This window comes from Sphingomonas sp. PL20 (assembly GCF_017875905.1).
GTDB classification, from domain to species: Bacteria; Pseudomonadota; Alphaproteobacteria; order Sphingomonadales; family Sphingomonadaceae; genus Sphingomonas; species Sphingomonas echinoides.
On record NZ_JAGINH010000002.1, the window covers coordinates 1,795,468 to 1,817,659 of the forward strand.

The 22,192-nt window shown below is 63.3% G+C and carries 25 protein-coding genes; 23 read left to right on the forward strand and 2 right to left on the reverse strand.

All coding sequences use genetic code 11. The features are described from left to right. Genes H4W01_RS08110 through thiE form a run of 3 tightly spaced genes read left to right on the forward strand, consistent with a single transcriptional unit; the run spans window position 1 to window position 1,839 of the window. Window positions 1-672 carry an O-methyltransferase gene (locus tag H4W01_RS08110; protein WP_209610625.1) on the forward strand — a complete coding sequence of 224 codons (672 nt, stop codon included), beginning with the start codon at window positions 1-3 and terminating at the stop codon, window positions 670-672. 5 nt (window positions 673-677) lie between these two features. Continuing rightward, window positions 678-1,166 (forward strand): hypothetical protein, encoded by a 489-nt coding sequence (locus H4W01_RS08115; RefSeq protein ID WP_209610626.1) that lies wholly within the window; start codon window positions 678-680, stop codon window positions 1,164-1,166. Beyond that, window positions 1,156-1,839, forward strand: a complete 684-nt coding sequence (gene thiE, locus H4W01_RS08120; protein ID WP_209610627.1) for a thiamine phosphate synthase — start codon at window positions 1,156-1,158, stop codon at window positions 1,837-1,839. Before H4W01_RS08115 ends, thiE begins: the two co-directional genes overlap by 11 nt. A gap of 7 nt (window positions 1,840-1,846) precedes the next feature. Here the strand turns inward: thiE and H4W01_RS08125 are convergent, their stop codons facing one another. Together H4W01_RS08125 and H4W01_RS08130 are read right to left on the reverse strand one after the other, a co-directional pair. Continuing rightward, on the reverse strand, window positions 1,847-2,926 hold the full coding sequence (locus tag H4W01_RS08125) for a potassium channel family protein (RefSeq protein ID WP_209610628.1): 1,080 nt from the start codon (window positions 2,924-2,926) through the stop codon (window positions 1,847-1,849). A gap of 59 nt (window positions 2,927-2,985) precedes the next feature. Beyond that, on the reverse strand, window positions 2,986-3,531 hold the full coding sequence (locus H4W01_RS08130) for a DUF882 domain-containing protein (RefSeq protein WP_029622319.1): 546 nt from the start codon (window positions 3,529-3,531) through the stop codon (window positions 2,986-2,988). A 79-nt stretch (window positions 3,532-3,610) separates the two neighbouring features. Here H4W01_RS08130 and H4W01_RS08135 point away from each other — a divergent pair, with 79 nt between their 5' ends. From H4W01_RS08135 to nuoN, 20 genes are all read left to right on the forward strand, one after another. Continuing rightward, entirely contained in the window at window positions 3,611-4,627 is a 1,017-nt protein-coding gene (locus tag H4W01_RS08135) for a L,D-transpeptidase family protein (RefSeq protein ID WP_209610629.1), read from the forward strand. 3 nt (window positions 4,628-4,630) lie between these two features. Next, on the forward strand, window positions 4,631-5,233 hold the full coding sequence (locus H4W01_RS08140) for a M23 family metallopeptidase (RefSeq protein WP_209610630.1): 603 nt from the start codon (window positions 4,631-4,633) through the stop codon (window positions 5,231-5,233). 37 nt (window positions 5,234-5,270) lie between these two features. Then, window positions 5,271-5,834, forward strand: a complete 564-nt coding sequence (efp, locus tag H4W01_RS08145) for an elongation factor P (protein ID WP_010402584.1) — start codon at window positions 5,271-5,273, stop codon at window positions 5,832-5,834. Between the two features lie 146 nt (window positions 5,835-5,980). Next, window positions 5,981-6,793, forward strand: coding sequence for an inositol monophosphatase family protein (locus H4W01_RS08150; RefSeq protein WP_010402585.1), 813 nt, complete (start codon window positions 5,981-5,983; stop codon window positions 6,791-6,793). Window positions 6,794-7,066: 273 nt separating this feature from the next. Beyond that, window positions 7,067-7,441 carry an NADH-quinone oxidoreductase subunit A gene (gene ndhC, locus H4W01_RS08155; RefSeq protein ID WP_010402587.1) on the forward strand — a complete coding sequence of 125 codons (375 nt, stop codon included), beginning with the start codon at window positions 7,067-7,069 and terminating at the stop codon, window positions 7,439-7,441. Continuing rightward, window positions 7,432-7,974, forward strand: coding sequence for a NuoB/complex I 20 kDa subunit family protein (locus H4W01_RS08160; protein WP_010402589.1), 543 nt, complete (start codon window positions 7,432-7,434; stop codon window positions 7,972-7,974). The genes ndhC and H4W01_RS08160 overlap by 10 nt, the downstream gene beginning before the upstream one ends. After that, window positions 7,971-8,810, forward strand: coding sequence for an NADH-quinone oxidoreductase subunit C (locus tag H4W01_RS08165; protein WP_209610631.1), 840 nt, complete (start codon window positions 7,971-7,973; stop codon window positions 8,808-8,810). The genes H4W01_RS08160 and H4W01_RS08165 overlap by 4 nt, the downstream gene beginning before the upstream one ends. A 121-nt stretch (window positions 8,811-8,931) precedes the next feature. Beyond that, window positions 8,932-10,167: an NADH-quinone oxidoreductase subunit D gene (locus tag H4W01_RS08170; protein WP_209610632.1), complete on the forward strand. Its 1,236-nt coding sequence runs from the start codon at window positions 8,932-8,934 to the stop codon at window positions 10,165-10,167. Beyond that, entirely contained in the window at window positions 10,164-10,502 is a 339-nt protein-coding gene (locus H4W01_RS08175) for a nuclear transport factor 2 family protein (RefSeq protein WP_126847275.1), read from the forward strand. Before H4W01_RS08170 ends, H4W01_RS08175 begins: the two co-directional genes overlap by 4 nt. Beyond that, entirely contained in the window at window positions 10,502-11,170 is a 669-nt protein-coding gene (locus H4W01_RS08180) for a complex I 24 kDa subunit family protein (protein ID WP_209610633.1), read from the forward strand. The genes H4W01_RS08175 and H4W01_RS08180 overlap by 1 nt, the downstream gene beginning before the upstream one ends. Further along, the gene (locus tag H4W01_RS08185; protein WP_154651252.1) at window positions 11,167-11,337 is read left to right on the forward strand and encodes a hypothetical protein; all 171 of its coding nucleotides are present in this window, start codon (window positions 11,167-11,169) and stop codon (window positions 11,335-11,337) included. The genes H4W01_RS08180 and H4W01_RS08185 overlap by 4 nt, the downstream gene beginning before the upstream one ends. Window position 11,338: 1 nt before the next feature. Then, entirely contained in the window at window positions 11,339-12,643 is a 1,305-nt protein-coding gene (gene nuoF, locus H4W01_RS08190; protein WP_209610634.1) for an NADH-quinone oxidoreductase subunit NuoF, read from the forward strand. Continuing rightward, window positions 12,643-14,643 (forward strand): NADH-quinone oxidoreductase subunit NuoG, encoded by a 2,001-nt coding sequence (gene nuoG / locus H4W01_RS08195; protein WP_209610635.1) that lies wholly within the window; start codon window positions 12,643-12,645, stop codon window positions 14,641-14,643. Before nuoF ends, nuoG begins: the two co-directional genes overlap by 1 nt. Continuing rightward, a complete protein-coding gene (gene nuoH, locus H4W01_RS08200) occupies window positions 14,640-15,695 on the forward strand; it encodes an NADH-quinone oxidoreductase subunit NuoH (protein ID WP_209610636.1) in 1,056 nt (351 codons plus the stop codon). Before nuoG ends, nuoH begins: the two co-directional genes overlap by 4 nt. Then, window positions 15,692-16,177, forward strand: coding sequence for an NADH-quinone oxidoreductase subunit NuoI (gene nuoI, locus H4W01_RS08205; RefSeq protein ID WP_209610637.1), 486 nt, complete (start codon window positions 15,692-15,694; stop codon window positions 16,175-16,177). Before nuoH ends, nuoI begins: the two co-directional genes overlap by 4 nt. A gap of 33 nt (window positions 16,178-16,210) precedes the next feature. After that, the gene (locus tag H4W01_RS08210) at window positions 16,211-16,822 is read left to right on the forward strand and encodes an NADH-quinone oxidoreductase subunit J (protein WP_010402604.1); all 612 of its coding nucleotides are present in this window, start codon (window positions 16,211-16,213) and stop codon (window positions 16,820-16,822) included. After that, a complete protein-coding gene (gene nuoK, locus H4W01_RS08215) occupies window positions 16,819-17,124 on the forward strand; it encodes an NADH-quinone oxidoreductase subunit NuoK (RefSeq protein ID WP_010402606.1) in 306 nt (101 codons plus the stop codon). Before H4W01_RS08210 ends, nuoK begins: the two co-directional genes overlap by 4 nt. Before the next feature lie 7 nt (window positions 17,125-17,131). Further along, window positions 17,132-19,222, forward strand: coding sequence for an NADH-quinone oxidoreductase subunit L (gene nuoL / locus H4W01_RS08220; protein ID WP_209610638.1), 2,091 nt, complete (start codon window positions 17,132-17,134; stop codon window positions 19,220-19,222). After that, on the forward strand, window positions 19,219-20,748 hold the full coding sequence (locus tag H4W01_RS08225; protein ID WP_209610639.1) for an NADH-quinone oxidoreductase subunit M: 1,530 nt from the start codon (window positions 19,219-19,221) through the stop codon (window positions 20,746-20,748). Before nuoL ends, H4W01_RS08225 begins: the two co-directional genes overlap by 4 nt. Then, on the forward strand, window positions 20,745-22,184 hold the full coding sequence (gene nuoN, locus H4W01_RS08230; protein ID WP_209610640.1) for an NADH-quinone oxidoreductase subunit NuoN: 1,440 nt from the start codon (window positions 20,745-20,747) through the stop codon (window positions 22,182-22,184). Before H4W01_RS08225 ends, nuoN begins: the two co-directional genes overlap by 4 nt. Window positions 22,185-22,192 lie beyond the last annotated feature (8 nt).

A 22,192-nucleotide genomic window follows, 5' to 3' on the forward strand; every position in this document is an offset into this window, starting at 1 on the left:
ATGTCGGGGGCGGCGTGGGATGCGGTCGACGGCTATATCGTCGACCATTTGCTGGGTGACGATGCCGCGCTGGACGCAGCCCTCGCCGCCAACGCTGCCGCCGGACTGCCGCAGATCGATGTGTCGCCCGCACAGGGCAAGATGCTGCATCTGTTCGCGCGGATGGTAGGCGCACGCCGCATTCTGGAGATTGGGACGCTTGGCGGCTATTCGACGATCTGGCTGGCGCGCGCGTTACCCGAAGGCGGACGCGTGGTGACGCTGGAGATCGATCCGCACCATGCGGCGGTCGCGGGCGATAACATTACGCGGGCTGGCTTTGGCGACCGGGTTGAGATCCGCGTCGGTGCGGCGCTGCAATCGCTTGAGGCGATGATCGCGCAGGGCGAAGCGCCGTTCGACCTGGTGTTTGTCGATGCCGATAAGGAAAATTGTGTCCCCTATGTCCGCGCGGCGATGGCGCTTGCGCGACCTGGCACGACGATCGTGGTCGATAATGTGGTGCGCGAGGGCGAGGTGCTCGATCCGGCAAGCCCCGATTCGCGCGTTCACGGAGTCCGCGCGCTGTTCGACATGATCGCAAGCGAGCCACGCTTGAGCGCCACCGCTGTGCAGACCGTTGGCGCGAAGAAATGGGATGGTTTCGTGCTGGCCGTGGTGGAAACGGTCTGAGCGCGATGCGCCAAGAGTTCGCCTATCATCGCAGCCTCGGTCCGATGATCGGCGTCCTTCTCGGGATCGCCATTGTCGAGATGTGCGTGGTCCATCTGGTGGTTGGCACCCTATTCGGCTGGACGGTTGCGCTCGGTGTCGGCGTGCTTGACCTGTCACTGGTGCTTGGCCTGATCCTGGTGCTGCGCTCGCTCCGGCGGTTGCCGGTGACGCTGACGGGGGGCGTGCTGATGATGCGGGCTGGCCTGCTGAAGTCGGTCACCGTTCCAACGCGCCAGATCGCAGGTTTGCGCGCTACGTGGGATGCTGCGGCGCTCAAGGAACCCGGCGTGCTGAACCTTGCTTTGGCGAGTTGGCCCAGCGTCATGGTCGATCTTCACCCGCCTGTTCTTACGCGGCGCGGCAAACCGATCCACGCGATCGCGCACAAGCTTGACGATCCCGCCGCTTTCCATGCCGCGATCGCCGCGCTATCGCGCGACCATGGACATTGAAGACCCCCTCGGCCCGCTCGACCCCGATTTCGCGGTGCAATTCCAGCGCGACGACCGTCGCCCGCGCTGCCAGCTCTACCTGGTATCGCCGCTCGACGTGGGCGGCGGCTTTCCCGATCGCCTGAAGCGCGCGCTGGGCGCTGGCCCGGTCGCGGCCTTTCAGTTTCGCGTGAAGGACATCGACCAGCACAGCGCCGCGGCCCTTGCCGAACCGTTGCAGCGCATTTGCGCCGATGCCGACGTCGCCTTCATCGTCAATGACAGCATATCGCTCGCCAAGCGGCTGGGTGCCGATGGCGTCCATCTGGGGCAGGGTGACGGCGACCCGCGCGAGGCGCGCGCGCAGCTTGGACCGGCGGCGCAAATCGGCGTGACCTGCCACGACAGCCGCCATCTCGCGATGGAAGCGGGCGAGGCGGGGGCCGACTATGTCGCGTTCGGCGCGTTTTATCCGACCACCACCAAGACGACCGAGCATGTCGCCGATCCGGTGCTGCTGAGCTGGTGGTCGACGGTGTTCGAAATTCCCTGTGTGGCGATCGGCGGGATCACGCCAGTCAACGCGCCGCCGCTGATCCGCGCCGGGGCCGATTTCGTCGCGGTGTCGGGCGCGGTGTGGGGCGGGGACGAGGCGGCTGCCGTGCGCGCGTTCGAGGCCGTGCTCGCCGCCTGATGGAGTTTCAGTAGGTATTCCGCCCGGCGCGAATTTCGGCCTTGGCGGTGAACAGCTTGCGCGCGGCGGTGCCGGCATCGCGGACCAGAACCATCACTTCGTCCTCGACCTGGATTTTCTCGTCCGGCGAGGGCCGCAGGATTGTGGCACCGCCGCGCTTGATCTGGACGGTGAAGAAGGCTCCGGCCGCCTGACGTTCCGCCTCGCCGACGGTCAGCGCGCACATTGCCGAACCCGCCCGCGCCGATACGATTTCCAGATCCAGCCCCATTTCGCCCAGCTCGCCGCGCGCTCGCTTGAGCGCCGCGTCCGACCCGAGATCGGCGCTTTTCGGGAACAACACCATGCGCGCAATGCGTTCGGCCCCGATATGCGTGGGTAGCACGACATGGTCCGCCCCGGCCCGACGCAACTTGCGTTCGGTGGTCGGTGCCTCGCCACGCGCGATGATTTCGAGCGTCGGGTTGAGATTTCGCGCGCTGAGCGTGATGAACACGTTCGCCGCATCGTCGGGCAGAACCGTTGCCAGCACGTGCGCTCGGTCGATTCCGGCCGCGAACAGGATCTCTTCCTCGGTCGCGTCGCCGCCGATGCACAAATGTCCTGCCGCTTCGATTTCGGCCAGACGATCGGCGCTGCGTTCGATCACGACCAGCGGCATGTTCGCCTCTGCAAGGTCGCGCGCCAGCATCGTTCCGATGCGCCCGAAGCCGCAGATCACGACATGGCCGGACAATTTGTCGATTCGCGCGCGCATACGGTTGGCTCCCAGGATCTGGCGCAGTTGCAGGACGGTGAAAAACTGGACGAGCGCGCCGGTCAACAGGATCATCCCGGTGCAGCCGAACACGATCGTTGCGATCGTGATGGTGTGCAAATAGCCGGTGTCGATCGGCCTGACTTCGTCATACCCGACCGAGAAGACCGTCAGCAGCACCATGTACGAGGCGTCGACGAAGCTCCACCCCGCCGCCATATAGCCGAGTGTCGCCAGGACGATGACGAGCCCGACATAGCCGAGAATCGTGATCAGATTTCGGGCGGGGGAGCCGAGGACGGCTTCAGCGTCGGCTAGGATCTTGCGCACGGACCGGGACTGTTGCCCAGCGCGACAGGCAAGTCCAGTGGGCGATTAACGGCTCACGGTTACCAGTGCCGCACGCGCCCGGTATCGACATGGACGAAGCCGTCGCGCGGATAATAGCCGACCCCGCCGCCACCCAGGGCAAGGGCCGCGCCATGCAGCCGGTCGAGCGTCACGCCGGGCACCATGATGTCGGTCGCCTTGCCCAGCATGTGCTGGCTCTGGCTGGCGACGCCGGTATGTTCGCCGCCCTTGGCGCGGAGCGCGGCATTGGTCGCGGGGGAGCGATAGCCCGAGATCAGATTGATCTTGCTGCTGCCGCTCAGCTCCAATTTGTCGCGCAACTGCACCAGCAAGGCGAGCAAACGGCGGTCCATCACCGTCGCTTCGCCCGTGCGCCAGTCGCGCAAGCCATGGTTCAGCTCGGCCAACCCCTCGGGCAGGAAAGTCCCGTTCCGCGCGAACAGCGCATCGACGGTTTCGTTATTGTGGACGTTGCGAATGGCGAGGCGCCATTCCGTGCCGACCGCCATCGCCGGAAAAGGAAGCGCAAGCGCCGCACCGCCGACCAGCGCGCCGCCCAGCATCGCGCGTCGGGACATTATCATCGCTTCAGGCATCGCGCTGGACACAAGCCGCTATTCCAATCGTTCGTCTGGTTAGCTTACTATGTAGGAGATTGAAGCGATGCGAAAAACCTTGGCCGGATCGGCTTGTCTGGCAATAGCATCGCTTGGCCTTGTTGCGGCCGCGCCTGTGGGAACCATCAGCGCAGCGGCCACTCCTGCGCTCGATCTTTCGACGTTACATGTGCAGGTCATCCTCGATCATCTTGGCTTCTCGCCCGGGGTGCTGGATGGTCGCGCCGGGAAATCGCTGGTGGCGGCGCTCAAGGGCTTTCAGGAAACGCGCGGGCTGCCGCAAACAGGCGAGATGGATCTGACGACGCTGCGCGCGCTGCATCCCTATGCGCAGTGGCGGCCGACCCAGACGATCGCGTTGACCGCCGCCATGCTGGCCGGGCCGTTCGTCAATCCGCTGCCCAAGAACCCGCAACTGCAAGCGAAACTGACCACGCTCGGATATCGATCGCCGATGGAGAAGCTCGGCGAGATGTTTCACACCAAGCCTTCGGTCTTGCTTGAGTTGAACAGTCCGCAAACCCGGCTGGTGCCCGGCAGCAAGATCGTGGTGCCCAACGCGATCGCCGCCGACCATGCTTATGATCCCAAGCTCCCTGAGAAATGGCGGCAGACGCTAAGCGACCTCAACGTCGACTCGACCCAGCCGACGGGGGCCAAGGTGGTGGTCGACAAGTCCGAGGAGGTGCTGCGCGTTCTGGACAAGGACGGCAAGCTGGTCGCGCAGTTCATGGCGACGATGGGGAGCGAGCATGATCCCTTGCCGATCGGCACCTGGAAGATCCTGGGGCCATCCTACAACCCGCCCTTCCACTACAACCCAAAGCTGTTCTGGGATTCAAAGAAGGGGGCAAAGGCGGCGTTGTTGCCGCCCGGGCCGAATGGGCCGGTGGGCGTGGTGTGGCTTGATCTGTCCAAGCCGCATTACGGCATCCACGGTACGCCCTCGCCCGAGACGATCGGCCGGGCGGAAAGCCATGGCTGTATCCGCCTGACCAATTGGGATGCCGCGCGGCTGGCCCTGATCGTGAAGCCGGGCACGCCCGCAGTCTTTCAGGAGTAAGCGATGGGTCGCTTCGGTCGGATCGTCTTATGCGTCCTGGCTTTGATGGCGGCGGGGTGGATCGGGCTGCTGGTGGTGCTGCCAAAGGCGGCATCGCGCTCAGCGGAGGCGATCTCTTCCGTGCCCGCAACGGCCGTGGCGGAGCGGGGCACGCAAGCCCAAGGCGTGTTGCGCGTGCCGGTTGACGGGATTGCGCGCCGCGACCTGCGCGACACTTGGGACGATCCGCGTGACAATGGCCAGCGCGCGCATCACGGCACCGATATCGCAGCCCCTGCCAACACGCCGGTGCGCGCCGCAGCACCAGGAACGGTCGAGAAGCTGTTCGTTAGCGCCGCTGGCGGCACTACGCTTTATGTCCGCTCGCCGGACAAAGCCTGGACATATTATTATGCCCATCTGGCGTCCTATGCGCCGGGCCTGCACGAAGGGCAGGTCGTGCAAGCGGGCGCGCTTCTTGGCTATGTCGGCGACACCGGGAATGCGGGCACCGGCAATTTTCATCTGCATTTTGGCCTGGCGCGCACCACGCCCGATCAACATTGGTATGAAGGGGTGGATATCGACCCTTACCCCTATCTTGCCGGAAGGCGCGTGCCCGGCTAAAGGCCGCGCCTCGCTCTTTCCAACTACAGGCACCCCCATGAAGATCAACGCGGTCGAAATCCGTCCCGGCAACATTCTGGAATATGAAGGCGGCATCTGGAAAACCGTCAAGATCCAGCACACGCAGCCGGGCAAGGGCGGGGCCTATATGCAAGTCGAGATGAAGAACCTCATCGACGGCCGCAAGACCAACGTCCGCTTCCGTTCGGCCGAAAGCGTCGAGAAGGTCCGGCTCGACACGGTCGATTTCCAGTTCCTGTTCCGCGAAGGCGACACGCTGACCTTCATGGACAAGATCAATTACGAGCAGATCACGCTCGACGCCGACATCCTCGGCGATGCCGCCGCTTTCCTGCAGGACGGGATGGATGTGGTGATGGAGCTGTGGGAAGAACGCCCGATCTCGGTGCAATTGCCCGACACAATCGAAGCCCTGATCGTCGAAGCGGACGCGGTGGTGAAGGGGCAGACCGCCTCGTCGAGCTACAAGCCCGCGATCCTCGAAAACGGCGTACGCGTGATGGTGCCGCCGCACATTGGCGCTGGCACGCGCATAGTCGTCGATGTGTATGAGCAGAGCTACGTCCGCCGCGCGGATTAATTCATCTCCCTCTCCCCGCTGGCGGGGAGAGGGCAAGCGAGCGAAGCGAAGCGCGGGAGAGGGGCAGTTTCGGACGGTAATGTTCGGCGCTGCCCCTCTCCCCGACCCTCTCCCCTGAAGGGGAGAGGGAGAAAGAAAGTAAGATTATGGCATCCCATTCCGGTCTGATGACCATCATGGACCGCGCCGCGCGCAAGGCGGGGCCGCGCTTGCGTCGCGATTTCAACGAGGTTCAGCAGTTGCAGGTCAGCCGCAAGGGCCCCGCCGACTTCGTGTCGATGGCCGATCAGCGCGCCGAGCAGACGCTGTATGAGGAATTGTCGCGCGCGCGGCCCGATTGGGGCTTTCTGATGGAAGAGCGCGGCGAAGTTGCGGGTGACCCCAACAAGCCGCGCTTCATCGTCGATCCGCTCGATGGCACCACCAACTTCCTCCACGGCATTCCGCATTTCGCGATTTCGATCGCGGTTGAGGAGCCGATGCCCAATGGCAAGCGCGAGATCACCTCGGGGCTGATCTATCAGCCGATCACCGACGAAGCGTTCTGGGCCGAAAAGGGGCGCGGCGCGTGGGTGCAGGAACAGCGGCTGCGCGTCTCGGCGCGGCGCGACCTCGCCGATTCGCTGATCGCAACCGGCATCCCGTTCCTGGGCCATGGCAATTTCGTCGAATGGAGCCGCATTTTCGGTGCGATCGCGCCGGAAGTTGCCGGTATTCGCCGGATGGGATCGGCCGCGCTCGATCTCGCCTGGGTCGCGGCGGGGCGGTACGACGGCTATTGGGAATCGTCGCTGAAGCCGTGGGACGTTGCGGCGGGCCTGTTGCTGGTTAAGGAAGCGGGCGGATTCGTCACCGATTTCCGAGGCGGCGACCGCATGATGGAACGCAGCGAATTCCTCGCCGCCAATGATGCCTTGCAATCGCGCTTGCACAAGTTGCTGGCGGGCGCGCTCCGCTAACACTCGTTCGGTCCCTGTTTGGGAGCCTAGCCCGGCGTAAAGGCGAGTGTTTTGTGGCTTTGTGCCCGCGTGCGAGAAACCGTCTCTGCTCGCACCAAGGCCCAAAGCCACAAAGGGCACAACCGTTTGTGATCGGTTGCGCTAACAGCGCGAGACCGTCTTCCCTAGTGGAGGGTGTTCAGTTGCGATTCATTCTCACTCCCGCGACCCTTGCCCCTCAAAGTGCATCGTCCTAAAGCCCACGAACACCTGTTCGCACATGCGAGAAACCCATTGGTTGACCTGTCCCATTATCTGCCGATCCTGCTGTTCCTCGGCGTGGCACTCGCGCTCTCCAGCGCGTTCGTGTTCCTGCCGATGATCGTTGCCCGCCTGACCGGCGCGCACAAGCCGACCCCTGAAAAGCTGAGCGAATATGAATGCGGCTTCCCCGCCTTCGAGGATCCGCGCAGCCAGTTCGATGTGCGCTTCTACCTCGTCGCGATCCTGTTCATCATCTTCGATCTGGAAGCGGCGTTTCTGTATCCTTGGGCCGTGTCGGTGTTCAAACTCGGCTGGGTCGCCTGGGGTTCGATGATGCTCTTCATCGTCGAACTGGCGCTCGGCCTGGTCTATGCGTGGAAGAAGGGAGCGCTCGAATGGGAGTAGAACTCATCCGTCCGTCCGGTCAGGATATCGTCCAGCCCGACGCGTCGTTCTTCAACGATCTCAATGGCGAGCTCGGCGACAAGGGTTTCCTCGTCACCTCGACCGAAGAGCTGTTCCAATGGGCACGCACCGGCTCGCTGTGGTGGATGACCTTTGGTCTTGCCTGCTGCGCGGTCGAGATGATCCACGTCAACATGCCGCGCTATGATCTGGAGCGCTTCGGTGCTGCCCCGCGCGCGTCGCCACGTCAGTCGGACGTGATGATCGTGGCGGGAACGCTGTGCAACAAGATGGCCCCGGCGCTGCGCAAGGTCTATGACCAGATGTCGGAGCCGAAATATGTGATTTCGATGGGCAGCTGCGCCAATGGCGGCGGCTATTACCATTACAGCTATTCGGTGGTGCGCGGTTGCGACCGGATCGTGCCGGTCGACATTTATGTGCCTGGTTGTCCGCCGACAGCGGAAGCCTTGCTCTATGGCATCATGCAGCTGCAGCGGAAGATCCGCCGTGTCGGGACGATCGAACGGTGAGGGCCCCCGCACCAGCCTATGTCGCCAATGATGGCGTGATCGACACCGCGCGCGCGGCGCTGGGCGACAAGTTGCTCGCGCCGGTCGAGGCGGTGGGTGAGGTCGCGCTGCATGTCGATCGTGCCTCGCTGGTCGAGACGATGGTCGCGTTGCGCGACACGCCGGGCCTCGAATATCAGCAGCTGATGGAAATCGCGGGCGTCGATTATCCCGATCGCGGTGTCGATCGTTTCGAGGTCGTCTATTGCCTGCTATCGCTGACGCGCAATCACCGCATCCGCGTGCATGTGCAGACCGATGACGAAAAGCCGGTGCCGTCCGTGACCGGCATCTGGCCGGTCGCGGGCTGGCTCGAGCGCGAAGTGTACGACATGTATGGCGTACTGTTCTCGGGCAATGGCGATCTCCGCCGCATCCTGACCGATTACGGATTCCGGGGGCATCCGCAGCGCAAGGACTTCCCGCTCAGCGGCTATGTCGAACTGCGCTATTCGGAAGAGGCCAAGCGCGTGGTGTATGAACCCGTCGCGCTTGCGCAGGACTTCCGCACCTTCGATTTCATGAGCCCGTGGGAAGGCGCGGAGTACGTCTTGCCGGGTGACGAGAAGGCGAAGCTGCCCGAGGAAAAGGGGGCACCCACTCCGCTCAAGGCCGACGAGGTCGTCAAGGCGGATGCGGCTGCCTCGCCCAAACAGGCATCGAGCCAGCCCAAGACGACCGACAGCACTGCGCAGTCCGGTGCCGGTAAGGCGGGGCCCGATGCGGGCGATAAGCCGGCCAATCCCGATGTCGTCGCTTCGAAGGGCAGCGGCACTGGCGGAGGGCAGAACCAGTGAGCACTCTTCTTCCGTTCGTTTCGAGCGAAGTCGAGAAACCGACACGCGCGCCCGGCTCCTGTTTTTCGACGTCGCTCGAGACGAACGGGGCGGGGGTGGCCGTACACTCAGAGGTGGTCGCATGACCGAATATCTCGACCAGATCGAACATCGCCTTGACGGGGAAGATCCCGAAGTCGGCGATGTCGAGATTCAGAATTACACGATCAACTTTGGCCCGCAGCATCCCGCCGCGCACGGTGTTTTGCGTCTGGTGATGGAGCTGGACGGTGAAATCGTCGAGCGGGTCGACCCGCATGTCGGCTTGCTGCACCGCGGCACCGAGAAGCTGATCGAGTACAAGACCTACAAGCAGGCGCTGCCGTATTTCGACCGGCTCGATTATTGCTCGCCTCTGTGCATGGAGCATAGCTATGTGCTCGCGGTCGAGAAATTGCTCGATCTCGAAGTGCCGCTGCGTGCGCAATATCTGCGCGTGCTGTTCGCCGAGCTGACGCGCATTTCGAACCACATGCTCAACCTCGGTTCGCACGTCATGGACGTCGGCGCGATGACGCCGAACCTGTGGCTGTTCGAAATCCGCGAAGATTGCATGAACTTCTTCGAACGCGTCTCGGGCGCGCGGATGCACAGCGCCTATTTCCGGCCGGGCGGCGTCCATCAGGATGCGCCGCTCAAGCTGCTGACCGACATCGCCGACTGGCTCGACACGCGCTTGCCGCGTTTGTTCGAGGATGCGATCTCGCTCGTCGCCGACAACCGCATCTTCAAGCAGCGCAACGTCGACATCGCGACGGTCAGCCGTGACGATGCGATCAAATGGGGCTTTTCGGGCCCGATGATTCGCGGTTCGGGCATCGCTTGGGATCTGCGCAAGTCGCAGCCTTATGACGTTTACGCCAAGATGGACTTTGAGGTGCCGGTCGGCACGCGCGGCGATTGCTATGACCGGTTCATGGTGCGCGTCGAGGAAGTCCGTCAGTCCGCGAAGATCATGAAGCAGTGCCTGCGCGACATGCCCGAAGGGCCGATCGCGTCGCTCGACCGCAAGGTGGTGCCGCCCAAGCGCGCCGAGATGAAGCGGTCGATGGAAGCGCTGATCCATCACTTCAAGCTCTACACCGAGGGCTATCACGTGCCTGCAGGCGACGTGTATGTCGCAACCGAAAGCCCCAAGGGCGAGTTCGGCGTGTATCTGGTCGCCGACGGCACCAACAAGCCGTATCGCTGCAAGATCCGCCCGACGGCGTTCTCGCATCTGCAGGCGATGGACTTCATGGCGAAGGGCCATATGCTGGCGGACACCACGGCTATTCTCGGCGCGATGGATATCGTGTTCGGGGAGTGCGACCGGTGAGCAGCGCCCGTCTCGCCACCGCGCATCGCATGATCGCGCGCTACAATGCGCAGGATGCCGATGGCTATGTCGCGGAGATGACCGGCGATGCGTGCGAGGCGACCTATCGCGGGGCGGTGATCCGCGATGGGCAGGAGGGCGTTCGTGCTGGCTTGAAGGCGATGTTCGCGCAATATCCCGAGAACCGGGCCGAGGTTCTGTCTTCATACGTGCTCGGTGAGACGGTCGTCTTGCACGAAAACGTGTCGCGCGGCCCCGGTGCCGAGCAGTTTGAAGTCATGTCCATTTATTCGTTTGAGGGCGACAAGGTCGCCCGCGTGGAGTTCATCCGCTAATGGCCGACGCGCCCAAAATTCCTGACGAAGCCGAGACCCGCGCGCGCTGGGGCGCGTTTGCGTGGACCGAGGAAAACCAGAAAAAGGCGAACGAGATCCTCGCGCGCTATCCCAAGGGCCGCGAGCAATCGGCGTCGATCCCGTTCCTCGACCTTGCCCAGCGCCAGGTTGGGGCGGAGACGCAGACGCAAGGGTGGCTGCCGGTCCCGGTGATCGAATTCGTCGCGCGGCAAATCGGCGTGCCGTATATGCGCGTGTACGAGGTCGCGACCTTTTACACGATGTTCAACATGGCGCCGGTCGGCCGCTATCACGTCCAGGTGTGCGGCACGACGCCGTGCCTGTTGGGTGGCAGCGACGATGTACTGTCGGCGTGCAAGAATAAGGGCCTGTCCAAGGGGCACACCACCCCGGATGGCCTGTTCACGCTGACCGAGGTGGAGTGTCTGGGCGCGTGCGCCAATGCGCCGATGGTCCAGATCAACGACGATAATTTCGAAGACCTGGATTACAACAAGACGATCGCGCTGCTTGAGGCACTGGCCGAGGGCAAGCCGGTGACGCCGGGTTCGCAGACCGGGCGCCGCGACAGCTGCCCGGCAGGCGGGCCGACCTCGCTCAAGGACATGGTTGCCGAGAACCACGATTATCGCGGGGAATGGGCATGAACAAAAACACCATCGTACTGATCCTGGCGATCATCGGCGGCATCGTGGTCGCGGGTTGGGTGTTGCGGCTGACGCTGTCGCTGCTCGGGCCGTTGATCGTGATCGGTCTTGGCGTGGTGATTTATCTCGCGCTCACCGGCAACAAGCGGATCGGGGGGGGCAAGTAACGTGCTCGCGGACAAGGATCGCATTTTCACCAACGTTTACGGTTTTCAGCCGTGGACGCTCGACGCCGCGATCATGCGTGGCGATTGGGACGATACCAAGGGCCTGATGGCGCGCGGGCAGGATGCCCTGATCGACGCGGTCAAGGCATCGGGGCTGCGTGGCCGTGGCGGCGCGGGTTTCCCGACCGGCACCAAATGGTCGTTCATGCCCAAGGAGCCGAAGGCCGATCGCCCGAACTTCCTGGTGATCAACGCCGACGAATCCGAGCCGGGTTCGTGCAAGGACCGCGAGATTATTCGGCATGATCCGCACAAGCTGATCGAAGGCGCGCTGATCGCGGGCTATGCGATGCGCGCGCGGGCGGCCTATATCTACATTCGCGGCGAATATATCCGCGAAGCCGAAGTGCTGTTTGCGGCGGTCGCCGAGGCGTATGCCAAGGGGCTGATCGGCAAGAATGCTAGCGGATCGGGCTATGATTTCGACGTGTTCGTCCATCGCGGCGCGGGTGCGTATATCTGCGGTGAAGAAACCGCGATGCTCGAAAGCCTGGAGGGCAAGAAGGGCCAGCCGCGCCTGAAGCCACCCTTCCCGGCGGGTGCAGGCCTCTATGGCTGCCCGACCACTGTGAACAACGTCGAGTCGATCGCGGTGGTGCCGACGATCCTGCGGCGCTCGCCGGAATGGTTCGCCAGCTTTGGTGCGGAGAACAATCGCGGCACCAAGCTGTTCCAGATCAGCGGACACGTGAACACGCCGTGCGTGGTCGAAGAAGCGATGTCGATCACCTTCCGCGAACTGATCGAAACGCATTGTGGCGGCATTCGCGGCGGGTGGGACAATCTGCTTGCGGTGATCCCGGGCGGTTCCTCGGTGCCGCTGGTGCCAGCCGCCGAGATCATGGATTGCCCGATGGATTTTGACGGCTTGAAGAAGGTCGGCTCGGGTCTGGGCACGGCGGCGGTCATCGTGATGGACAAGTCGACCGACATCGTCCGCGCGATCAGCCGCTTGTCGTACTTCTACAAGCATGAAAGCTGCGGCCAGTGCACGCCGTGCCGCGAGGGCACCGGCTGGATGTGGCGTGTGATGGAGCGGATGCGCACCGGGGACGCCGACATCTCCGAGATCGATACGCTGTATCAGGTGACCAAGCAGGTCGAGGGCCATACGATCTGCGCGCTGGGCGATGCGGCGGCCTGGCCGATCCAGGGCCTGATCAAGCACTTCCGCCCCGAGATGGAGCGGCGCATCACCGAAAAGCGTGGCGGCGGGTTGAGCCCGATGATGGAAGCGGCCGAATAATGCCTATTGTCAAAGTCGATGGTGTCGAGATTGAAGTTCCCGCCGGGGCCACTGTGCTCCAGGCGTGCGAACTCGCCGGCAAGGAAATCCCGCGCTTCTGCTATCATGAACGGCTGAGCATCGCGGGCAATTGCCGCATGTGCCTGGTCGAGGTGAAGCCCGGACCGCCTAAGCCGCAGGCTTCCTGCGCGCTGCCGGCGGCGGACAAGCAGGAGATCTTCACCAACTCTCCAATGGTCAAGAATGCGCGCGAAGGGGTGATGGAGTTCCTGCTCATCAACCATCCGCTTGATTGCCCGATTTGCGATCAGGGTGGCGAATGCGATTTGCAGGACCAGTCGGTGGCTTATGGCCGTGGCACGTCGCGCTATGACGAGAATAAGCGCGCGGTCACCGAGAAATATATGGGGCCGATCGTCAAGACGGTGATGACGCGCTGTATCCAGTGCACGCGCTGCATCCGCTTTGCCGAGGAAGTGGCCGGCGTCGAGGAAATCGGCGCGATCGGGCGTGGCGAGAACATGCAGATCGTGTCGTATCTCGAACATGCCGTGACGAGCGAACTGTCGGGCAATGTCGTCGACCTGTGCCCGGTCGGCGCGCTGACCGCCAAGCCTTATGCGTTCGAAGCGCGCCCGTGGGAGCTGAAGAAGACGCTGACGATCGACGTAATGGACGCGGTCGGCACCAACATCCGGCTCGATTCGCGTGGTCGCCAGGTGCTGCGCGCGCTGCCGCGCATCAATGAGGACGTGAACGAGGAATGGGCGAGCGACAAGACGCGCCACGCGGTTGATGGCCTCGTCCGCCGCCGCCTCGACAAGCCGTATATCCGCAAGGATGGCCGCCTGACCGAAGCATCGTGGGATGCGGCGTTCCTGGCGATTTCGCAGGTCGACGCAGGCGCGAGCGTGGCTGCGGTCGCGGGAGATCTGGTCGATTGCGAGACAATGTATGCCACCAAGGCGTTGCTCGGCAGCTTCGGCTCGACCCTGCTCGAAGGCCGCCAGACCGGCATGGATTATGACACGTCGAACCTGGCTGCGGTCAATTTCAACACGACGATCGCGGGCACCGAAAAGGCCGATGTGATCCTGATCGTGGGCAGCAACGTGCGCTGGGAAGCGCCGCTGGTGAACACGCGCATCCGCAAGGCGATCAAGAAGGGCGCAAAGGTCTTCGCGATCGGGCCGGAAACCGAGCTGACCTATAAGGTCGAATGGCTGGGTGCCGATCTTGGCGTGCTTGGCAATCTGCCGGAAGCGGTGACCGAGGCATTCGCCAAGGCGGAGCGTCCGATGGTGATCGTCGGCGGGGCCGGGCTCAAGGTGTTGGGCGCGGCGCTGGCGCTGGTGCCGTCGCTGGGTCTGATCAAAGACGGCTGGAACGGCTTCAACGTTCTGCACATGGCGGCGAGCCGCATGGGCGGGTTGATGCTAGGCTATGCGCAGAAGGGCGGCATTGCCGACCTGGTCGCGGCCAAGCCGAAGCTCGCTTTCTTCCTGGGCGCGGACGAGGTCGATTTCGGCGCGTTTGCGGACAGCTTCAAAGTCTATATCGGCCATCATGGCGACAAGGGGGCTGCGGCTGCGGACGTGGTTCTGCCAGCGGCGAGCTATGCCGAGAAATCCGGCACCTATGTCAATCTCGAAGGCCGGGTGCAGCGCGGCGAGCGCGCCGTGTTCCCGCCGGGCGATGCGCGTGAGGATTGGACGATCCTGCGCGCCCTGTCGGGCGTGATGGGCAAGACGCTGCCGTTCGATACGATCGAGGAACTGCGCGCGGCAATGGCGGTCGATACGCCCGCGCTGGGAACGCTGGGTCTGGCGACGTTCGACTGGGCACCGCCTGCGCTGGATGCAGCGGCTGCGGGCGAGATCACGGGCTATCCGATCAAAGATTTCTATCTGACGAACGCGATCTGTCGCGCGTCGCCGACGATGCAGCGCTGCTCGGATGAACTTGTCCACGGCCAGGAATTCGCGGAGGCGGCGGAATGACCAGTTTCTTCACCTACCGCTTCGGCCTTCCCTTTGGCTGGGCGTGGTTCCTTGCCACGCTGATGGACATCTTGCTGATCGCGCTGCCGGTGATGCTGGCGGTGGCAATGCTGATCTATGCCGATCGCAAGATCTGGGCGTCGATGGCGTTGCGCCGGGGGCCGAACGTGGTTGGCCCGCTCGGGCTGCTGCAGTCCTTTGCGGACGGCCTCAAGGTGTTCCTGCAGGAGACCATCGTTCCGGCCGCCGCCAACAAGGCGCTGTTCCTGATCGCGCCGATCATCACCTTCACGGTTGCGTTGATCGTGTGGGCGGTGGTGCCGTTCGATGCGCGCGCCGCACTTGCCGATATCAATGTCGGCTTGCTGTATGTGCTCGCGGCCTCGTCGCTTGGCGTTTACGGCATCATCCTCGCGGGTTGGGCGTCCAACTCGAAATATCCGTTCTTCTCGGCGATCCGCGCAGCGGCGCAGATGGTGTCGTATGAAGTCGCGATCGGCTTCGTGCTGATCTCGATCGTGATGTGGGCGGGCAGTTTCAACCTGACCACGATTGTGGAGGCGCAGAAGAGCGTGATGGGGACGCCGATCAACGGCTTCTTCCTCAACCCCTTACTGTTCCCGATGGCGGTGGTGTTCTTCATCTCGTCGCTGGCCGAGACACAGCGCGCGCCGTTCGATCTGGCCGAGGCCGAGAGCGAGCTGGTCGCGGGCTATCAGACCGAATATTCGTCGATGGCGTTCGCACTCTACTGGCTTGGCGAATATGCCAACGTCATCCTGATGTGCGCGCTGAATGCGACGCTGTTCTGGGGTGGCTATCTGCCGCCGCTGGATCTGCCGATCCTGTATGCGGTGCCGGGGATCCTCTGGCTGTTCATCAAGATCCTGCTGTTCTTCTTTGTGTTCAGTTGGGTGAAGGCGACCGTTCCGCGCTATCGCTATGACCAGCTGATGCGGCTGGGGTGGAAGATCTTCTTGCCGCTGTCGCTGTTCTGGGTGTTCCTGGTGTCCGGCTTCCTCATGCTGACCCGCGTTGGAGTTCCGTCATGAGCCTTGCTCAGATCATCAAATCCTACACGCTTTGGGAATTCCTCAAGGCGCACGCGCTCACCCTGAAGTACTTCTTCAAGGCCAAGGCGACGATCAACTATCCGTTCGAGAAGAACCCGCTCAGCCCCCGCTTCCGCGGTGAGCATGTGCTGCGGCGCTACCCGAATGGCGAGGAACGCTGCATCGCGTGCAAGCTGTGCGAGGCGGTGTGCCCGGCACAGGCGATCACGATCGAGGCCGAACCGCGCGACGACGGCAGCCGCCGCACGACGCGCTACGACATCGACATGACCAAGTGCATCTTCTGCGGCCTGTGCCAGGAAGCGTGCCCGGTCGACGCCGTCGTCGAGGGACCGAATTTCGAATATGCGACCGAAACGCGCGAGGAACTGATTTACGACAAGGCGAAATTGCTCGCCAACGGGGATCGCTGGGAAAGCGCCATCGCGGCGAACCTTGCCGCCGATGCGCCGTACCGTTAATCGCCAGCCGACTGTAAGGGGCCCACTGATTCCGTGATACAGGCACTCGCCTTTTATCTCTTCGCGACGATCGTTATCGTGTCGGCCGCGTTGACGATTACCGCCCGCAACCCGGTCCATGCCGTGCTGTGGCTGATCCTCGCTTTCTTCAACGCCGCCGGCCTGATGGTGCTGGTGGGGGCGGAGTTCATCGCGATGCTGCTCGTCATCGTTTACGTGGGCGCAGTCGCCGTGCTGTTCCTGTTCGTGGTGATGATGCTCAACATCGATTTCGCCGAGCTGCGCGCGGGGTTCGTGCGCTATGCAGCACTCGGCGCGGTGCTCGCGATCGGGCTGGCGGCGGAGATCATGGTCGCCTTCGGGGCGTGGAGCGCGGGCAAGATCGAACTCGCCCGCCGCGCCGCGCCCACGCCGGAAACGGTGCCGAACATCGAGGCGATCGGGATGCTGCTCTACACGCGCTACCTGTTCGTGTTCGAAGGGGCGGGGCTGGTGCTGCTGGTTGCGATGATCGGCGCGATCGTGCTGACGCACCGTGACCGCACGGGTTCGCGCAAGCAGAACATCGCACGCCAGAATGCGCGGCGTCCGCAGGATGCGACGCGCAACACGCAGCCGACTGTCGGCGGAGGGATAGACCTGTGATTGGGCTCGGCCATTATCTCGTCGTCGGGGCGATCCTGTTCGCGCTCGGCGTGTTCGGCATCATCGCCAATCGCAAGAATCTGATCGTCATGCTGATGGCGATCGAGTTGATCCTGCTGGCGGTGAACCTCAATTTCGTGGCCTTTTCGGGCTATCTGCATGACCTGGTGGGCCAAGTGTTCGCGATGTTCGTGCTGACGGTGGCGGCTGGCGAGGCCGCGATCGGCCTGGCCATTCTCGTTATCTATTTCCGCAGCCGCGGGACGATCTCGGTTGACGATGTCAACCGGATGAAGGGGTGATCGCGACGTGACTTCGATCCTTTTCATCGTTTTCCTGCCGCTGCTGGCGGCGATCGTCGCGGGCTTCTCGAACAAGACGTTCGGTGCGGTGCTGCCGAAGATCGTGACGACGGGCGCGCTGTTCGTGTCTGCGGTGCTGAGCTGGACGGTGTTCATTCCGTATCTGAGCGGTGGCGAAGCCACGGTGACGCCGGTGCTCGACTGGATTCATTCGGGCGACATGCGCATCGACTGGGCGCTGCGCGTCGATGCGCTGACGGCCGTGATGCTCGTGGTGATCACCAGCGTCTCGGCGCTCGTCCATCTGTATAGCTGGGGCTATATGGATGAGGACCCGGACCAGCCGCGCTTCTTCGCCTATCTGTCGCTGTTCACCTTCGCCATGCTGATGTTGGTGACCGCTGATAATTTGGTCCAGATGTTCTTCGGCTGGGAAGGCGTGGGTCTCGCGTCCTACCTGCTGATCGGCTTCTGGTTCCGCAAACCCAGCGCCAATGCCGCCGCGATCAAGGCGTTCGTCGTCAACCGTGTCGGCGATTTGGGCTTCATGCTCGGCATCTTCGGCACCTATCTGGTGTTCCACACCATCTCGATCCCCGAGATCCTGCGGCTCGCGCCGGGGATGGCGGGTTCGACGATCGGGTTCGTCGGCTATCGCATCGATACGATGACGCTGCTGTGCCTGCTGCTGTTCGTCGGTGCGATGGGCAAGTCGGCGCAGCTCGGCCTGCACACCTGGTTGCCCGACGCGATGGAAGGCCCGACCCCGGTGTCGGCGCTGATCCACGCGGCGACGATGGTCACCGCCGGTGTGTTCATGGTGTGCCGCCTGTCGCCAATGTTCGAGACCTCGCCCTTCGCGCTGCATGTCGTGATGACGATCGGTGCGGCGACCTGCCTGTTCGCGGCGACGGTTGGGCTGGTGCAGACCGACATCAAGCGCGTGATCGCCTATTCGACCTGTTCGCAGCTTGGTTATATGTTCTTTGCCGCCGGCTGCGGCGCATATGGCGCGGCGATGTTCCACCTGTTCACGCACGCTTTCTTCAAGGCGCTGCTGTTCCTGGGTGCCGGTTCGGTGATCCATGCGATGCATCACGAGCAGGACATGCGCTATTATGGCGGCCTGCGGAAACACATCCCGCTGACCTTCTGGGGCATGATGATGGGAACGCTGGCGATTACCGGCGTTGGCCTTCCGGCGGTGTTCGGCAATCCGGTCGCCTTTGGTTTCGCGGGCTTCCATTCGAAGGACGCGATCATCGAGGGCGCCTGGGCCGCAGGCCAGCATGGCGCGTCGATCGTCGGCACTATCGTTGCCTTGCTGACCAGCTTCTATTCGTGGCGCCTGATGTTCCTGACCTTCTGGGGCAAGCCGCGCTGGGAGCAGTCCGAGCATATCCAGCACGCGCTGCACGCTGCGCACGGCCATGACCATGACCATGACGATCACGGTCACGACCATGCGCACGCCCATGCCGATCACGGCCATGGTCCTGCGGCGCATAGCGACGGGACGGGTGGCTATCATCCGCATGAGAGCCCGTTCCCGATGCTGATCCCGCTGATCCTGTTGTCGGTTGGTGCGGTGCTCGCGGGCTTCGTGTTCCACGGCTATTTCATCGAACCGAGTGCAGGGGAAGCCTATTGGCACGGCGCGATCGCCTTCAACGAGCATCTGATGCACGCGATGCACGAGGTGCCGCTGGGCGTGAAGCTGTCGGCCTCGGTGGCGATGCTGCTCGGCCTGCTGGGCGCGTACATCTTCTACATCCGTTCGCCGGAAGCACCGGGCAGGCTGGCCGCGACCTATCGTCCGATCTACCTGTTCCTGTTGAACAAATGGTATTTCGACGAGCTTTATAACCTGCTGTTCGTGAAGCCTGCCTTCGCGCTCGGCCGCTTCTTCTGGCACCGTGGTGACGAGAAGACGATCAACCGCCTTGGCCCCGATGGTGCCGCGTGGGTGGTCGAGCGGAGTGCGCGCGTCGCGGGCAGAGTCCAATCGGGATATGTATACACGTATGCGTTCGTCATGCTGCTGGGGCTAACCGGGGCCGTGACCTGGGCGATCAACATTTGGGCGACGAGCAAGTGAGCGGCCTTCCCATGCTATCGATCATGCTCGCGATCCCCGCGATCGCAGCCATTGCCTGTCTCTTTGCCAGCGCGCAGGGCGCGCGCTGGATCGCGTTGATCGCGACCCTGGTTGATCTCGTGCTCGGGATCTGGCTGTGGGCGCATTTCGACATTGGCGGGCCGCAGTGGCAGTTCGTCGAAAATGCCGGCAGCCTGGGCGTGTTCAGCTGGAAGCTCGGTATCGACGGCTTCGCGCTGATGCTGGTGATGCTGAGCGTGTTCCTGATGCCGATCTGCATCGGCGCGAGCTGGGTGGCGATCACCGAGCGCGTGCAGGAATATATGGCGGCGTTCCTCATCACCGAAATGCTGATGATCGGCACCTTCACGGCGCAGGACATGTTCCTGTTCTACATCTTCTTCGAAGCCGGCCTGATCCCGATGTACCTGATCATCGGCATCTGGGGCGGCGCGAACCGGATCTACGCGTCGTACAAATTCTTCCTGTACACGCTGCTGGGCTCGGTGCTGATGCTGGTGGCGATGCTGTGGATGGTCAGCTTCTCGGGTACGAGCGACATTCCGACGCTGCTCAATACCGATTTCCCGGTGCGCGTGCAGCCGTGGCTGTGGCTCGCTTTCTTCGCCTCGTTCGCGGTGAAGATGCCGATGTGGCCGTTCCACACCTGGTTGCCCGATGCGCACGTGCAGGCACCGACGGCAGGCTCTGTGATCCTGGCGGGCGTGTTGCTGAAGCTCGGCGGATACGGCTTCCTGCGCTTCTCGCTGCCGATGTTCCCCGAAGCCTCGGCGCAGTTCGGCTGGCTGATCCTGTCGCTGTCGGCGATTGCAGTGATCTACACCTCGCTGGTCGCGTTGGTGCAGTCCGACATGAAGAAGCTGATCGCCTATTCGTCGGTTGCGCACATGGCGATCGTGACGATCGGCCTGTTCGCCTTCAACCGCCAGGGCCTGGAAGGTGCGATGATCGTCATGTTGAGCCATGGTCTGGTATCGGCGGCGCTGTTCCTGTGCGTTGGCGTGATCTATGACCGGCTGCACACCCGCGAGATCAGCCGTTATGGTGGCCTTGCGATCAACATGCCGCGTTACGCCTTGCTGTTCATGTTGTTCACTATGGCGTCGGTCGGTTTGCCGGGCACGAGCGGGTTCGTGGGCGAATTCCTGTCGCTGGCCGGGACCTATCGCGTGTCGACGCTGGCGACCTTGCTGTGCACCACCGGGATCATCCTGGGGGCTGCCTATATGCTGTATCTGTATCGCCGCGTGGTGTTTGGGGAGATCGTCCATGACGATGTCCGCGCCATGCCGGATTTGAGCCTGCGGGAGATTGCGTTGCTGGCCCCGATTGCCGCCGTTGTGTTGTGGATGGGGGTATACCCTGAGAGCTTCCTCGCGCCGATGCGGGGCGATGTGGCGACGTTGCAGGCACGGATCGCACGGGCGGCCCCGGCCGGGGATTCGCTGCCGACCGCTGGCAAGGCGCTGGCGACACCCGCCGAACATGCGGAGGTACGGCCATGAACGCGTCGCTGTTGATGTCCTTGCCGGAGCTGGTGCTGTCGGTCGGCGCGATCGCCTTGATGCTGGTGTCGGCCTGGGGCGGACAGGCGTCTACGCGGTTGGTGTCCTGGGCATCGGTCGCGGTCCTGATCGGCGCAAGCATTGCGTTGGTGGGCCCGGCCTCGTCGGGCGGGGCGGCCTTTGGTGGTTTGTACCGCGCGGACGCCTTTGCGGCCTTTGCCAAGGTGCTGATTTATGGCGCGTCTGCGGTAGCCATCATCCTCGCCCCGCGCTTTTTCGCAATCGGTCGGGGTGATGACTTGCGCCCCGAATATCCGGTGCTGATCCTGCTGTCGGCAGCGGGCATGGGCATGATGGTGTCGGCGGGCGATCTGCTGACGCTGTATGTCGGCCTCGAACTGCAGAGCCTTGCCGCTTATGTGCTGGCGAGCTTCATGCGGCGCGATGTGCGCTCGGCTGAAGCGGGCCTCAAATATTTCGTGCTGGGCGCGCTGGCGAGCGGCATCCTGCTCTACGGCATCAGCCTGGTCTATGGTTTCAGCGGGACCACCTTGTTCTCGTCGATTGCGACCGCTTATGGCGCGGGCCAGTCGCTTGGGCTCACCTTCGGGCTGGTGTTCGTGTTTGCCGGGCTGGCGTTCAAGATGAGCGCAGTGCCGTTCCATATGTGGACCCCCGACGTGTACGAAGGCGCACCGACCCCGGTGACGGCCTTCTTCGCCTCGGCCCCCAAGGTGGCGGCAATCGGCCTTGCGGTGCGCGTTGCCGTGGAAGCGATGGGCCCGGCGACCGACCAGTGGCGGCAAATTGTGATTTTCGCGGCGCTTGCCTCGATCATCTTCGGTGCGGTCGCCGCGATCGGGCAGACCAACGTCAAGCGCCTGCTGGCCTATTCGTCGATCAACAATGTCGGCTTCGTGCTGATCGGCCTTGCGGCCGGTACGCAGGAAGGCGTGGCGGCGGTGCTGTTCTATCTGACGGTCTATGTCGTCATGACGCTGGGCAGCTTCATCGTGGTGCTGCAGATGAAGGATAGCGAAGGGCAGCCGGTCGAGACGATCGCGAGCCTGGCGGGCCTGTCGCGCTCGCGTCCGGCCTTGGCTTTGGCGATGGCGACCTTCATGTTCTCGCTGGCGGGGATTCCGCCGCTGCTGGGCTTCAACGCGAAGTTGGCGGTGTTCAATGCGGCGGTGCATGGCGGGCTGTATCCGCTGGCAGTGGCAGGTTTCGTCGCTTCGGTGATCGGTGCCTATTATTACCTGCGCGTGGTCAAGGTGATGTACTTCGACGCGCCGGGTGAGGCGTATAGCGGTCGCGCGACGCCGGTGGAGAGCCTGCTGGTCACGCTGGCGGCGTTGTTCGTCTCGCCGGTCGGGTGGCTGACGCTGGGGGCGCTCGGCGTGTGGACCAATACTGCCGCCAAGGCGCTGTTCTGACGGGTACG

Bases quoted from the DNA above. Each gene is read 5' to 3' on its own strand.
- H4W01_RS08185 (WP_154651252.1), top strand. From the start codon at position 11,167: ATGAACAAAAACACCATCGTACTGATCCTGGCGATCATCGGCGGCATC.
- H4W01_RS08110 (WP_209610625.1), top strand. From the start codon at position 1: ATGTCGGGGGCGGCGTGGGATGCGGTCGACGGCTATATCGTCGACCAT.
- efp (WP_010402584.1), top strand. From the start codon at position 5,271: ATGAAGATCAACGCGGTCGAAATCCGTCCCGGCAACATTCTGGAATAT.
- H4W01_RS08150 (WP_010402585.1), top strand. From the start codon at position 5,981: ATGGCATCCCATTCCGGTCTGATGACCATCATGGACCGCGCCGCGCGC.
- nuoI (WP_209610637.1), top strand. From the start codon at position 15,692: ATGAGCCTTGCTCAGATCATCAAATCCTACACGCTTTGGGAATTCCTC.
- H4W01_RS08160 (WP_010402589.1), top strand. From the start codon at position 7,432: ATGGGAGTAGAACTCATCCGTCCGTCCGGTCAGGATATCGTCCAGCCC.
- H4W01_RS08170 (WP_209610632.1), top strand. From the start codon at position 8,932: ATGACCGAATATCTCGACCAGATCGAACATCGCCTTGACGGGGAAGAT.
- thiE (WP_209610627.1), top strand. From the start codon at position 1,156: ATGGACATTGAAGACCCCCTCGGCCCGCTCGACCCCGATTTCGCGGTG.
- H4W01_RS08135 (WP_209610629.1), top strand. From the start codon at position 3,611: ATGCGAAAAACCTTGGCCGGATCGGCTTGTCTGGCAATAGCATCGCTT.
- H4W01_RS08115 (WP_209610626.1), top strand. From the start codon at position 678: ATGCGCCAAGAGTTCGCCTATCATCGCAGCCTCGGTCCGATGATCGGC.
- H4W01_RS08180 (WP_209610633.1), top strand. From the start codon at position 10,502: ATGGCCGACGCGCCCAAAATTCCTGACGAAGCCGAGACCCGCGCGCGC.
- nuoG (WP_209610635.1), top strand. From the start codon at position 12,643: ATGCCTATTGTCAAAGTCGATGGTGTCGAGATTGAAGTTCCCGCCGGG.
- nuoN (WP_209610640.1), top strand. From the start codon at position 20,745: ATGAACGCGTCGCTGTTGATGTCCTTGCCGGAGCTGGTGCTGTCGGTC.
- H4W01_RS08130 (WP_029622319.1), bottom strand. From the start codon at position 3,531: ATGATAATGTCCCGACGCGCGATGCTGGGCGGCGCGCTGGTCGGCGGT.
- H4W01_RS08140 (WP_209610630.1), top strand. From the start codon at position 4,631: ATGGGTCGCTTCGGTCGGATCGTCTTATGCGTCCTGGCTTTGATGGCG.
- nuoH (WP_209610636.1), top strand. From the start codon at position 14,640: ATGACCAGTTTCTTCACCTACCGCTTCGGCCTTCCCTTTGGCTGGGCG.